At 65.5% G+C, this 13,184-nt stretch carries 13 protein-coding genes; 5 read left to right on the top strand and 8 right to left on the bottom strand.

From position 1 onward, the window contains the following. Positions 1 to 26: 26 nt before the first annotated feature. Positions 27 to 530: a CueP family metal-binding protein gene (locus HNQ09_RS08690; protein WP_246363232.1), complete on the bottom strand. Its 504-nt coding sequence runs from the start codon at positions 528 to 530 to the stop codon at positions 27 to 29. Positions 531 to 789: 259 nt separating this feature from the next. On the opposite strand from HNQ09_RS08690, the gene HNQ09_RS08685 reads away from it, so the two are divergent. Both HNQ09_RS08685 and HNQ09_RS08680 read left to right on the top strand, forming a co-directional pair. Next, complete coding sequence (locus HNQ09_RS08685) at positions 790 to 1,458, top strand: metal-dependent transcriptional regulator (RefSeq protein ID WP_184028016.1); 669 nt, start codon at positions 790 to 792, stop codon at positions 1,456 to 1,458. Further along, positions 1,455 to 2,738, top strand: a complete 1,284-nt coding sequence (locus HNQ09_RS08680; RefSeq protein ID WP_246363231.1) for an Nramp family divalent metal transporter — start codon at positions 1,455 to 1,457, stop codon at positions 2,736 to 2,738. Before HNQ09_RS08685 ends, HNQ09_RS08680 begins: the two co-directional genes overlap by 4 nt. A gap of 231 nt (positions 2,739 to 2,969) precedes the next feature. Here HNQ09_RS08680 and HNQ09_RS08675 read toward each other — a convergent pair whose 3' ends face one another. From HNQ09_RS08675 to HNQ09_RS08665, 3 genes are all read right to left on the bottom strand, one after another. Further along, on the bottom strand, positions 2,970 to 3,248 hold the full coding sequence (locus tag HNQ09_RS08675) for a hypothetical protein (RefSeq protein ID WP_184028014.1): 279 nt from the start codon (positions 3,246 to 3,248) through the stop codon (positions 2,970 to 2,972). Between the two features lie 80 nt (positions 3,249 to 3,328). Continuing rightward, positions 3,329 to 3,988, bottom strand: coding sequence for a thioredoxin domain-containing protein (locus HNQ09_RS08670; RefSeq protein ID WP_184028012.1), 660 nt, complete (start codon positions 3,986 to 3,988; stop codon positions 3,329 to 3,331). After that, entirely contained in the window at positions 3,985 to 4,407 is a 423-nt protein-coding gene (locus HNQ09_RS08665) for a disulfide oxidoreductase (RefSeq protein ID WP_184028010.1), read from the bottom strand. Before HNQ09_RS08665 ends, HNQ09_RS08670 begins: the two co-directional genes overlap by 4 nt. A 394-nt stretch (positions 4,408 to 4,801) precedes the next feature. Here HNQ09_RS08665 and HNQ09_RS08660 point away from each other — a divergent pair, with 394 nt between their 5' ends. Then, a complete protein-coding gene (locus HNQ09_RS08660; RefSeq protein ID WP_184028009.1) occupies positions 4,802 to 6,031 on the top strand; it encodes a hypothetical protein in 1,230 nt (409 codons plus the stop codon). Positions 6,032 to 6,154: 123 nt separating this feature from the next. Here HNQ09_RS08660 and HNQ09_RS08655 read toward each other — a convergent pair whose 3' ends face one another. Continuing rightward, positions 6,155 to 7,891 carry a bifunctional metallophosphatase/5'-nucleotidase gene (locus HNQ09_RS08655; protein WP_184028007.1) on the bottom strand — a complete coding sequence of 579 codons (1,737 nt, stop codon included), beginning with the start codon at positions 7,889 to 7,891 and terminating at the stop codon, positions 6,155 to 6,157. 98 nt (positions 7,892 to 7,989) lie between these two features. Continuing rightward, positions 7,990 to 8,601 carry a methyltransferase family protein gene (locus HNQ09_RS08650; RefSeq protein WP_184028005.1) on the bottom strand — a complete coding sequence of 204 codons (612 nt, stop codon included), beginning with the start codon at positions 8,599 to 8,601 and terminating at the stop codon, positions 7,990 to 7,992. 1,033 nt (positions 8,602 to 9,634) lie between these two features. Here HNQ09_RS08650 and HNQ09_RS08645 point away from each other — a divergent pair. Further along, entirely contained in the window at positions 9,635 to 10,585 is a 951-nt protein-coding gene (locus HNQ09_RS08645) for a protein kinase domain-containing protein (RefSeq protein WP_184028004.1), read from the top strand. Beyond that, positions 10,582 to 12,114 (top strand): hypothetical protein, encoded by a 1,533-nt coding sequence (locus HNQ09_RS08640; RefSeq protein WP_184028001.1) that lies wholly within the window; start codon positions 10,582 to 10,584, stop codon positions 12,112 to 12,114. The genes HNQ09_RS08645 and HNQ09_RS08640 overlap by 4 nt, the downstream gene beginning before the upstream one ends. A 7-nt stretch (positions 12,115 to 12,121) precedes the next feature. On the opposite strand, the gene HNQ09_RS08635 is transcribed toward HNQ09_RS08640, so the two are convergent. Beyond that, positions 12,122 to 12,340 carry a hypothetical protein gene (locus tag HNQ09_RS08635; RefSeq protein ID WP_184027999.1) on the bottom strand — a complete coding sequence of 73 codons (219 nt, stop codon included), beginning with the start codon at positions 12,338 to 12,340 and terminating at the stop codon, positions 12,122 to 12,124. After that, positions 12,341 to 13,000: a hypothetical protein gene (locus HNQ09_RS08630; RefSeq protein WP_184027996.1), complete on the bottom strand. Its 660-nt coding sequence runs from the start codon at positions 12,998 to 13,000 to the stop codon at positions 12,341 to 12,343. Between the last annotated feature and the right edge of the window lie 184 nt (positions 13,001 to 13,184).

Raw genomic sequence — 13,184 nt, 5'->3', positions numbered from 1 at the left:
GTGGTGCCGACCTCACGGGCTGGGATTCAGCGCAGCTGGAGGGTGGTGACGCAGGTATCACTGCCGGGGAGAGTGGCGAGGGCTCCCCGGGTGGTCTTGCCCTGAGCGGTCAACGTGACCTTGTACTGCTGGCCGCGGTCGAGCCACAGTTCCAGGAAGCCGTTGTCGAGGGTTTTCACGGTCTTTTGGAGCACGGTCTTGCCCGTCCGGGTGGTGACGTGCACCTTCACTGGAGTGTTGACCATCTCCCCCTGACAGCCCGAGGTGAAGTGCGTCTTACAGGGGTGAGTCTTGTTGATGTACGGCGCAATCGCGACCACCATCTGGCCTTTGGGCAGGGTGACGGCCTTCTTCTGGCCATCCGGGAAGGTGAAGTGGACGGCCTCAGGGGTCACGTAGCTTTGCAGGCCCCCCTGAGCCCGCCAGGTATTGGCCAGCTTCAGGGCCTGCTGGGGGCTGACGCCGCCAAGGAGCGCGGGGCCAGGCACACGACCGGGCTGTTGCGCGAACGCGAAGGTGCCCAGGAGCATGCCCGTGAGGATCATCGGATGAGTTCTGTGCATAGCGGTCACCTCGGGGATCAGGGTAGAGGCCCCGTGTAAAGCTTGTGTTTCATTCAGAGCGGCCCTCGAGCTTCGAAGGCGCGAAGAACTCCAGGCAGCGATCTGGGTCTCCCGGATTTTGCACAGAGACTCAGGCAGACCTTTATACCTGGAGCACTCCGGGCGCTTGCCCTCATCTTCGCGAGATTAACTTGACTTATTTTTAGTCCTGACTAAATAATATTTTATGGCAAGCCGAACTCTCTCTCCATCTGCTGAGGACTATCTCAAACAGCTGTATCTGCTGGGTCGGGCGGGCACAGTGGGGACCCAGGCGCTGGCGGACGCCCTGAACGTCACGCCTGCCAGCACCACCGGCATGCTGCGCAAGCTCACCGAACTCGGCCTGGTCAACCACGCGGCGTACCGGGGCGCGAGTCTCACGCCCGCCGGGGAGAGGGTGGCGCTGGAGGTGCTGCGCCACCACCGGCTGCTGGAGCTGTACCTGCACCGCGCGCTGGGCTATCCACTCGATGAGGTGCATGATGAGGCCGAGCGCCTGGAACACGTCATCAGCGAGACCTTCGAGGCCCGCATCGCCGCGTGGCTGGGTGACCCGGCCTTCGATCCCCATGGCGCGCCGATTCCAGGTCTGAACGGCGAACTGCCCGCCCTTGACGAGCGCCCGCTCGGCACCCTTGAGCTCGGTGAGGGGGCGTTGATCACCCAGGTGCCGGAAGACCCGGCGGTCCTGCGCGCCCTGATGGACGCGGGCCTCACGCCTGGAGTGGCCGTGAAGGTCCTGCGTCACGACCTGGCCCTCGGCACGCTGACGCTGGAGGTGGACGGGATGCCGCTGACCCTGGCCCTCGCCGTCGCGGGCCGGGTGCGGGTCTCCGGGGGGGTGCCCGTATGAGCCGAGTGACTCCCAGCCTCGACGACCGCATGAATGCCCGGGCGACCGCTGTCCTGGAGCGGACCTCGAACCGCCGGGGCCTGGGACGGGTGCTGCCCTTCCTGGGTCCGGCCTTCGTCGCGTCGGTGGCCTACATGGACCCCGGCAACTTCGCCACCAACATCCAGGGCGGCGCGCAGTTCGGCTACCTGCTGCTGTGGGTGGTGCTCTCGGCCAGCCTGATGGCGATGCTGATCCAGACCCTCTCGTCCAAGCTCGGCATCGTCACCGGGAAGAACCTACCCGAGCACATCCGTGACCGCTGGCCCCGGCCCGTGGTGTGGTTCTACTGGGTGCAGGCCGAGGTCGTGGCGATGGCGACCGACCTCGCGGAGTTCCTGGGCGCGTCGCTGGCCTTTGCGCTGCTGTTCAACCTCCCGCTGCTGTGGGGCGCGGTGATCACGGGCATCATCACCTTCAGCATCCTGGCTCTGCAAAACCGGGGCTTCCGCCCCATCGAGATCGCCATCAGCGCCTTCGTGGGCGTGATCGCGCTGGCCTACCTGGTGCAGGTGATCCTCAGCCGCCCTGGACTGGAAGCGCTGGGCGGCTTCGTGCCGCGTTTCGAGGGACCGGAGAGCCTCTACCTGGCGGTGGGCATCATTGGCGCGACGGTGATGCCGCACGTGATCTACCTGCACAGCGCGCTGACCCAGAACCGCATTCCAGCAGGCACCGAGGAGCAGAAACGGCGGCTGGTGCGCTACAACCTGCTTGACGTGCTGCTGGCGATGACCATCGCGGCCTTGATCAACATGAGCATGCTGGCCTCCGCCGCTGCGGCGTTCCACTTCACCGGCAAGTCGGACGTGGCGGACCTGACGGTGGCGTATCAGACGCTGACGCCGCTGCTGGGCGGCGCGGCGGCGGTGGCGTTTGCTTTCGCGCTGCTGGCCTCGGGGCTGTCCAGTTCCACGGTGGGCACGATGGCCGGGCAGGTGGTGATGCAGGGCTTCGTGGGCTTCCAGATTCCGCTGCTCCTCAGGCGCCTGATCACCATGCTGCCCGCCTTCGCGGTGATTCTGGCAGGACTCAATCCCACCGAGACGCTGATCCTCTCACAGGTGGTGCTGTCCTTCGGCATCCCCTTCGCGCTGGTGCCGCTGCTGATCTTCACCGCCCGCCGGGACCTCATGGGGGGATTGGTGAACACCCGGCTCGTCACCGTCACCGGTTGGCTGATCGCGGCGCTGATCATCAGCCTGAACCTGTACCTGCTCGCGCAGACCTTCCTGGGATAGCGCGGGGCCCCCCATTCCGTTCCGCGCAGGAGATACGGTATGCCGCTGGAATGTATGGCCGCCCCCCCCGTCCTGGCGAGCGCCGGACTCGCCCTCTTCCACCTGTCCTGGTGTGCCCGCCACTCCCGCCACCTGCTGACCGCCGAGCCGAGGGAGCGTCTTGGGCGCGGGTGGCCCAGCATCCTGACCGCCTGCCGGGAGCCGTGTGGCACAGGGTCCCCGTCACGGTGGTCACGCGCCCAGGATGCGGTGCCGGCCGGGGCGTGCGTGGAGGAAGAGCGCGCTGCTCAAGGCGGTGGCAGACCCCACCCGCCCGAAGATGCTCAGCGCCCTGACGCGCGAGGAGGTGTGCGTGATCTCGCCCTGGTGGTGGGCATCAGTCAGAACGCCACCTGTCGCTTCCATCGCGGCTGCCGCGCGCACCGCCTCGTAACGAACCGCAGAGTCGGGCGCACGGTAGACGGCCAGTTCGCGAACCAGCACGTGACACTGCTGCCGCACCTCGACCATGCCCGAGAGCGCGACTGTGGTGCAATGAAGATCCAGGGCGCCTCGTGGGTCCACCCTCAACCGTGCTCTGCCCGGCCCTCCTACCTGTTCAACGCGTCCTGGATGGCCCGCTCCAGCGCGGAGACGCTGAGCGGCGTGAGGCGCTCACCGTTCACGAAGAAGGTCGGCGTGCCGCTCACCCCGAGCGCCAGGCCGTCCTGACGGTCGCGCTCCACCAGGTCACGCACGGAGGCCGACTCGATGGTCTCCTCGACTTGAGCCAGGTCGAGGCCCATGTCCTGGGCGTATCCCAGGAACTTGGCTTTCTGGGGGGTCTGCTGCTCACCCCACTCGGGCTGCTTCTCGAACAGGTAGTCGCGCATCCGCCAACGCAACTCCCCCCCCTGCTGTGCGGCCGCCTCGATGGTGCCCGCGGCCAGCAGAGAGTTCGCGTGCAAGGGGAAATACCGCGCTACCAGCCGCACCTGACCCTCGTACTGGTCGAGCAGGCGTATCAGGTCGGGCTCGATGGCCCGGCAGGACTCGCACTCAGGATCGAAGAATTCCACCACCGTGACCTTGGCATCGTCGGGGCCGAGCGCCGGACTGTCGGCGCGCACCAGGCGCTCGCTGGCCTGGGCGGGCACGGCGCTCTGGCGGGTGGCGCGGTTCGCGAGGCTCAGTACCAGCAGGGTGGCGAGCACGGCGAGGGCACCGAGGGCGAGGAGGAGGAGGGGGGCCTTGTTGGCTTGACGGGTCACTGGGCACCTCGGACTTTCGAGAAGAGCAGGCTGAGCGTGATGACGCTGAAGGCGGTCAGACTCAGCACGGGGATGGTGATGAAGCCCAGCCACTCGATCTGCCGCGCGGTGCAGGACACCCCGGCGGCACACTGGGTCAGGCCTTCGGGGATGACCCCGTAGTACAGCAGGTTGTGGTAGCTGGCAATCACCAAGCCGGTTACGCCGAGAGGCAGGGCGTAGGCGCGCACGCGGCGGTCTTGCGTCAGCAGACTGACAGCGAGCACGAACACCAGCGGATACATCATCAGGCGCTGGTACCAGCACAGCGTGCAGGGCGGCAGGCGCATGACCTCGCTGAAGTACAGGCTGCCGGTGGTGGCGATCACGGCTTGCAGCCACGCGACATACGGCAGATACGTGCGCAAAGCAGGAATCATCTGCATTTCTGAGACCATGTGCAGGTATTTTACCGACTCGGGCATCGCTTGTTCAGGACTTATCGGAAGTCCTGCGTGTCGAGTTCGGCATCGGGCAAGTCGACCCCAGGCGAGGCTCGCCTTTTCGGCCGATCAGGGCGGTATGAGGACAGTGGAGAGCGTGACCTGTATGACTGCATTTTTGACAGCCCCCCAGCGTGTTGTAACGCTAGAGACGCCGAACCACCGAAGGGTCATCCAGCACGCCTCCCGTTTCGAAGAGAGCACCGACAGGGAGGAGGCCATTGCCCTATTGCAACTCCCGGTGCAGCGGGGCGGGATGCCCACACCAGCCCTTACGTGAACGACCACGGGTCGAGGAACGCTCTGCCCCGCCATACCGTACCGTGCAGACATGGAAACCCCAGGAGTCTGGACCCGCGTGCGGGCCTTCGCCCGAGGTGAGCGGGACGCCGAGACGCTGTACGCCTACCGCCGGGCAGGCGCGCAGATTCATCCTTTGCTCGACGCCGCCGAACGCCGCCGCTTTGACCTGACGGTCAGCGGCACGAGTCCATTTGCCCTCAAGCGTCACGTCGGCCTTGAACTCGCCTGCGCCTGGAACGCCTTCACGCTCCAGACGCTGGGCGACAAAATGCTGGGGGCCGACGAGACCGCCGACCCGGCCACGGTGGGCTTCGTGCCGCCCGTGACCTTCGATCAGGTGCAGGGCTACTACACCGAGGTGCAGCGTTGGCTGGGGTACGCGAGCCAGGCGGGACACGACGCAGACTTCGAACTGCCTGCCGGGACGCTGCCCGCGAAGCTCCCCGACTGGTCGCCAGTGGAGCCCTGCCCTCGGCCTCACCTGGACGCGATGATCGCGGCGCTGGACGCCATGCGCCTGCACGCGGAAGCCGCCATGCACACGGTGGAGCAGGCCACCCCCGAGGCGGACGCTGCCAAGCTGGCCCGCCTGAACGGGCAGTTGGCCGAGGCGCTGGCCCGTGCGAATTACGTGTCGGGAATGTACACGCCCGGGGCCTCCGTGACGCTGCACGAGCAGATCGAGGCGCATGCGAAACAGGCCATCGAGGGGCTGTACCGGGTCGGGCAGCTCATCAGCTACCCGGCGCTGCTGGTGGATGGGGACCGCGCCGCTTCCCCACGCAAAGCCCGGGGCAAGGGTCCTTTTCTGCGCACGCCCCTGCCGGGGGAACCGGGGTTTGACCGTTGGGCGATGACCGACCCGAACAACGTGGCTTCGCTTCGCAAGAACCCTGATGCCCAGCGCGTGATCGACGAGATGTGGGCACTCGACCCGGATCCGGTGGCGAGCGTGACGCTGTGGGACGAGGTCCGCCGTGCGGTGGAGACGGGTGGAGCGGCCATCGCGAAGAACGTGCAGGGTGAACCCCTGGGCTTTTTCTTCTGCACGCCGTACTGCGCGATTTACGAAGCGAAGCGGCCCCTGGTGATCGGGGACACGCCGGTCCCCAAGGGGAAACGCTTCACGCTGGAGGTGGCGGCCGAGGGCGTACGCATCGGGTACCCCTTCAAACGCGAGATCGTGGTCGGGAACTTCCGGGCGGGGGCTGCCATTGATTACTGCGACCCGGACCAGCCGCCGCCGCACGACGGGTAACCCCCGGGACACGTTCCTCACTCGCTGTACGTAGCCTGAGGGAAGACCTTCTGGGCTGGGAACGCCCCCACGGCAGCACACAGAACGCCCCTTTTAAAAGGGGCGTTCTGGAACAGCATTCGTTTACTTGATAACGGTGATGCGGCCCTGGACGGCGCCGGTCAGCTGCGGGCCATTGGCCTTCAGATAGCTGACCAGGGCATCCACATCGACCAGGCCAGGCAACTGCACCACGTTCTTGCCTTCCTTGAAAACGGTGAAGTTGTCCCCGCCGGTCGAGAGGAACGAGTTCATGGCCACCCGGTAGGTGGCCGCGTCGCTGAGAGCCACGCCATTGAGTTTCAAGTTGGACACGCGCTGCCCTTCCGCCGCACTGAGCGTCAGGGTGTACGTGAAACCCGCCGAGACCTGCAAGAGCTTCGCGTTCGTGCCCGCATTGTTGCCGGTGGTCTGCTGCTCCAGCAGGGCCTTGATCTGCGCCCCCGTCAGGTCCATCACCACCATCGTGTTGCCAAAGGGCTGCACGGCGAACACGTCCCCGAACGTGACCGCGTTGTTCGCCTTGGGGGCGCCCGGCAGGTCGGCCCGGATGCCGCCGGGGTTCATGAACGCGATGACGGCGCCCTGCGCCTGGGTGGCGGCCAGCTGGGCGTCGGCGATCACGTCGCCCAGGGCGGATTCACTGGCGCGGTCGGCCGCACGCTTGATCTGGGGAGCACCCAGGTTCACCACGAACTGGTTTTTCACGACGTCGGTCTTGGCCTGGGCCTCCTTGACCAGCGCGGTCATGTTCGCGTCGAGCGTGCCGTTGGCCTTGCGGTCCGTGTAGTTGATCACGACATTCTGGGCCCGGACTTCCATCACCGTGTGGTTGGCCTTGTCGACCTTGAGGTCCAGGCGTTGCAGCAGGTGGCCGTACTGCTCCCCCTGAATCACGATGCGGGGTTTGCCGGTGGGATCAGGCACGGTGCAGTTGTAGCCCTGGTGGCTGTGGCCACTGATGATGGCGCTGACCGCCGGGTCGATCTTCTGGGCAATCGGCACGAGGTCACCCTCGAGGTCCTGGCACCCGACGGTGTCGAACTTCGCGGTGGAGCCTTGCTTGACCACGCCGCCCTGGTGAATCAGCACGACGATGGCGTCGACCTTCTGGGCCTTGAGAACCGGCACGTACCGGTTGATCGACGCCGCTTCGTCCAGGAAGTTCAGCTCCGCGACGCCCGTGGGGTTGACGATCGTGGGGGTGTCCTTGAGGACTGCACCGATAAAGCCGATTTTCGCCCCACCGATGGTCTCGATGAAGTACGGCTGGAAGGGGTTGGCTCCGCCCGCTTTGTACACCACGTTCGCGCCCAGCCACTTGAAGCTGGCGCCCGCATAGGCAGGGTCGAACTTACAGGCCTTGTCGGGGCTGTTGGAATCGCAGCCGCCGTTTTGCATGCGCAGCAGTTCCTTGAGTCCCTGATCGAACTCGTGGTTGCCCAGCGCGCTGGCTTTCATGCCGAGCTTCGAGAGCGCCACCACGGTGGGCTCGTCGCGCAGCAGGCTGGACGTGACCGGGCTCGCGCCGATCAGGTCACCGCCGCCCACAAAGATCGTGTTGGGGTTTTCCTTGCGGACAGCAGCGAGCTCGCCCCCGATGGCTTCCACGCCTCCTGCGGTGAGCCCGACGGTGCCGGTGCCTCCCGGATTGGGCACCTGAACTCCGGAGAAGGGGGTGGGTTCCAGGTTGCCGTGAAAATCGTTGAGCCCCAAAACCGTCACGTTGACGGGGTCCGGGGTGACGGGGCCGAGGGCGCCACACGCCGTCAGGGCGAGGCCCAGCGTGACGAAGGTCAAGGTTTGCTTCACGATTTTCATCTTACTGCTTCCGGGCCTGTCTGCCGTGAGAAGCGGGAGGCGGGAGAAAGCTCAGCCCGTGCACGGAGCATCGGCAGCCGCAGGACAGGAAATGGCCTTCACAGCCAGCGGGGGACCTGTTGACGGTACGCCCGGTACGTTTCGCCGTGGACCTGTTCCAGGTAAGCTTCTTCCAGCCGCACCTGGACCTGCATCAGCACTTCTCCAGCAACCAGGATGGCCAGGGTCAGCGCGTTGGGCGCCACCAGCAGAATGCCCAGGAGGTTGAGGCGCATTCCCAGAAAAATCGGATTGCGCGAACGGGCGAAGATGCCGTGTTGGACCAGAGCGGTGCGCGCCGACTCGTCGACACCAATGCGCCAGGAGGCCCCCAGGTGCGCCTGAGCGAGGGCGATCCAGCCCAGGGACGTCAGCAGCAGCACCCATCCCGTCCACACGACTCCCGGAATAGTGAGGGCGGACAGAGTGCCTAACCAGGTGCTGGCCTCCGGGAACACGGTGAGGACCAGGATGGCGAGTGCCAAGCTGAGCATCAGTAGCCGCATCGCCCGGCCCACGTACCCATGCGCCGAGTCGTCCGCCGAGAGAACGTAAGGGTTGATGCCTGTGCGCTTCCACACCAGCACGGAGCGCCACACAAAGGCCACCAGGACGTACACCAACAGGTAGACCAGCAGGGCTGGCGCCTGCGCAACCGTGGGTTCGTTCATCTTATCCTTCCACATCTGAACATATGCTCAGATGTGGGGACACCATACACGATCGCGAAGCCTGAAGTGCAGGTTCAGGGCGAACCACCAGGCGCCCTTTCCCCGGGCCTGACGCCTGGCGGGCACCTGGGCAATGGCGGAACGTGCCCAGAGAGGCGGGGAAACGGATCTGGGCCCCAGCACCTTCACCAGCGCATCTTCCAGCGACTTCCGGTGGAGTCCTGGGATGGGGGCGTTCCCTCTGCGGGCAGACACGGCCGATTCGAGCCAGCGTTACCTCTGATCCACGGGGCAGCGGTTCCTCTCCGTCGGAACTGCAGCACCTTTCTCGCGGCCTCAGCTTGAAGAACCCACAGGGTCAAGAGTTGACCGGCGTCTGAATGACTCACGGTCATCGTTGGGTGTGGAAACGAGGCGGAAACTGTCGGCAGCGCTTTCCAAGACCAGGACCGACCAAAAAAGGAGGAGAGGACTGAGCACCCTCTCCTCCCTGCACATGAAGTTGCCTGATGTTGGCAGGCCCATTCAGTTTACGGCGTGGGTCTGCACGGAGCAACCGCCTGCCGAACAGGCGCGGAAGTGCCTCGTCTGCTCGACGCGGCCGATGGTCTGATACTGACTGTCTGCAGCACAGGACTTTTCGTGACCGGGCGTCATCTCGGCTTGGCACTGGCCCGCGCCTGACACCCATTGACCCTCCGCACACCAGGCAACAGGATGCTGGCGGCAGCTGAGACCGCGACCTCGGGCAGAGTCAGGGTCATACCGCCGGTGAACTCCGAAGTGACAGCTGAGCTGTAAGCTCCTTCAGTGTGAAGATGGATGTGGTGTTCCTGCGCGAACCCCCACGACCAGGAAAAGGCACGCTGCTCTCGGAAAGGATGGAATGACCTCATCGCCCGCTGCCCGAACCCGTGAAACACACCCCGCACATTTCCTCAGCGGAATAACGCTGGCAGACGGGTGGACCGTGCTGGGGAGCACAGCCCCGTCTGCTCCCTACTCTCAGGGGCACCATTCTGTCGGGTATTTCGTGCAACACACTGACGGTCGAGAGGGGTTTCTCAAAGCGATTGATCTGTCCAACGTCTATCAGGCGGCAAACGTCATGCAGGAGCTTCAGGCGGTGTCGGCACAGTTCAACTTCGAGGTCTCGCTGCTGACCATGTGCCGCGATCTGCGAATGAACCGTGTGGTGCGGGCCATCAGTCACGGCGAGGAACGCCTGGCCGGGGTGAACGTTCCGGTGCCTTACATCATCTTCGACCGCGCGGACGGAGACGTTCGTGACCACCTGGCGATCACGACCATCGACGAGGTCTGGCTGCTGCGATGTATCCACCACGTGGCGGTCGGCGTTCAGCAACTTCACGTCGCGAAGCTGGCTCACAACGACCTGAAGCCCGCGAACGTTCTGGTGTTTTCCGCGGAGGGCTGGAAAATTGGCGACCTGGGCACGGCCGTCGACGCTCTGGGGAAATCCCCCCATCATGAGACGGCCTTTCCCGGCACCTGGGAGTACGCCCCGCCGGAGGCGCTCTATTTTGCACGTTCCGCCGACGTCTGGCGGGACCGGAAACGTGCCGACCTGTACATGTTGGGTGGGCTGGTGACATTTCTGTTCACGCACCAACACTTCAACAGTTACCTGTACAGCGAGTTGGACGAGCCGATGCGGCCTCTTTTCTGCGGTGGGGACTGGGAGGACGATTTTCCTCAGGTGCTGCCGCATCTGCTCGGCGCCTTCGGGAGGGCCATGCGGCTGGTGGCGGCGCAGCTCGAGCGGCGCCTGGGGCCTGCCCTCGCGGCGGAAATTACCCGCAGCATCCAGGAGCTGTGTTTTCCAGATCCCCTGCGGCGCGGCCATCCCCGGAATCTCGGACAAGCGGACCCCACCAGCCTTCAGCAGTACGTCAGCGTGTTCGACCGTTTGGCGGTCATGGCGAATCTCCTGCAAAAACAGAGTACCCGGGGAGTCCCATGACCCTGATTCAGAAAGTCGAGAAGCGGCGCGTCATTCCGCGCTGGCGCGATACGCGGGTGGCCGTCGAAATGGGCGAGGCGTCGAGCCTGCGGCCGCCCCGTCCCGCGAGTACCGAGCAGGTGCGTGCCCGGATCGCCGCACACCTGGACCAGCTCCAGGTGGCCTTTGCGGCCCGGCCCAGCGTCGGGCGGGCCGCTGAGCTGACCAGCGCCGCCGCGCTGGCCGTGCGCCCGGAAGCGGCGGCGGATGCGGCCGAGTACCTGCTGATGCACGCGGAGGACACCACCTTCACCGCCCTGTCCACCGCTCGGCAGGTCCTGGGGTTGAACATGGCCCTCCCGAGCCCCGGCATCTCCTCTCCACCCCTGGGCAGAGACCGTCTCCAGGAAGAAGTCCGGCGCCTCAAGGCAGTGGTCAGGGCCTTCCCGCGCAACCCGCTCGCGCATGTGGACCTGGCCCGCATGTACGCGGCACTCGGGGTCCTGGTCAAGGCAGAGCGTCACCTTGCCGTCGCGCTGAGCCTGGCTCCGCAGCACCGCTTGACCCTGCGGGCCGCCGTGCGGTTCCATGTCCATGCCCACGACCCCCGCGAAGCTGTTCGCCTCCTGCGCCAGCAGCCCGTCACCCTCCAGGATCCGTGGTTGATGGCCGCCGAGATCAGCGCGGCGATGGTGGCGGGCCTGCCACCGAGGTCCGTGAGGCGTGCCCGTGAGGTGCTGGAGAACCGCGAATTTCTGCCGTTACACACCAGTGAACTGGCTGCCGCCCTGGGAACACTCGAACTCACCGACGGAAAAACGAAGCGTGGACGCAAACTCTTTCAGCAGGCCCTGGAACGCCCCACCGAGAATGCGGTCGCGCAGGTGCAGTGGGCCGCGCCACACGTCCGTCTGGAGATGGACGGAGCGCAGCTGATCGACGTTCCCCGGAACTTTGAGGCCCGCGGACAGGAAAGTTATGAGGCCCGCAACTATGTGGACGCGCGCGCGGCGTTCGTCGCCTGGTTTCAGGACGAGCCCTTCTCGTCCACGCCCGCCATCATGGCCGGGTACCTCTCGCATCTGCTCGACGAGACGCCCGGGCAGGCGATTGAACTCACCAGGCTCGGCCTGGCGGCCACGCCCGAGGAGCAGACCCTCCTCAACAACATGGCGTTCTACCTGGCGAACGACGGGCAACTGGACCTGGCTGAGCACTATCTGACGCGTGCTCAGGCGTCGGCCCCCGATGATGAACTCGGGTTGACCCTTCGCGCCACCGAGGGCCTCATCGCGTTCCGCCGCGGCGATCCGGCCCGTGGCGCGGAACTGTACGAGGACGCCCTGCGGGTGGCGCGGTCCCTGAAAAACACGGAACGTGAGGTCTTGGCCCGGCTGTACTACGCCCGGGAACTGGCCAGGAGCCGCGACCCGCAGGCTCCTGGCCTGCTGGCCGGGGCCTACGCGGCAGCCGTCAAGCTCGGCGAGTCCGGCGCGGTCCTCACGGCCCGGCGGGTCGTGGCCGACGCTGAAGCGTTTCTCAGGACGTAAAGGCCTCTCAAGAGGCCTGTTGGCTCAGCGATTCGACGTGCCGATCAAACTCCACCTCGGTCACCTGACGCACCAGACCGGTGTCGTCGCGGCGGATCATGCTGTAGTACCGGGAGTTGCTCTCAAACCGGCCCAGCGCCGCATTGAAGGCCTGAATCACCGTCACGCCGTCCTCACGCTTGGTGATTTTCACGGGCACGTTGCCCACCCTGTAGAACTTGGTCATTCACTCACCGGCCTCTCCGCTGACGGTCTTCCAGACCCGCTGGAACATCAGTGTACTCGCATCAATGAGGGTATCCAAGACCAGCCGTTCAATCACCGAAATCCCATCCTCGACTTTGGCCTCGAGTTTTCGCCGAATCTTGTAGAGGTCGTGCTCGTAGCTGTCGAGCTCATCGAAAGCCGCGTGGCAGAGCTTCACCTCGGCGCAGTGGCCCTCCACGGTGACCACAAATTGCAGGTCGCGGTACCCGCTGGGCTGCGGTTGCAGAAAGCGGTCCTGGAAAGCCCGAACCTGGAACACGTCTTCCAGGCGGCAGGCGGCGCCGTACAGCGCCCGCAGATCCTGAAACACGTACTTGCCCGCCAGAATGTCCAGGGGAACCAGCCCGTACGCGTCGGCCTTCTCAAAGGTCCGCTCCCAGGTCTTGATCCCGCTGGGACGGGGCATCGCCCGCTGCTGGATCTGCTCGCCGAAGGTGGTGAGCCGGGTCAGGAACGTGTTGCTGAGCTCCAGGGCCTGCGCATACGCGCGTTCGACGTCCTGCTCGTCCTGCTGCACGTCCGCAGGAGCCAACGGAAAGCGGGTTCTCAGGTCGGCACTCAGCGGCTGCAAAGTCGCGGGGAAGGAAACGTCCTCCTCGAAGTGTGGGTGTTGTGACATGAAGCGTGGCGCAGTGTACCAAGGGCCGTGAGGGCTGGCGTGGGAACTGCCGCCGGGGGACTGGCCCGTCCGGTGGATGACGGACCCAGCCTTGCCTCCCTCCTGATGCACCAGCCGCGCGGCCCCCACGCAGGGGGCGTGACGGTGCGCCCAACAGAAAGGTTGACCACCCACCTGCCCTTCT

The sequence above is a fragment of the Deinococcus budaensis genome (assembly GCF_014201885.1).
GTDB classification, from domain to species: domain Bacteria; phylum Deinococcota; class Deinococci; order Deinococcales; family Deinococcaceae; genus Deinococcus; species Deinococcus budaensis.
Note: the sequence above shows the minus strand (reverse complement) of the source record. Positions and strands in the feature narration are given on the sequence as shown.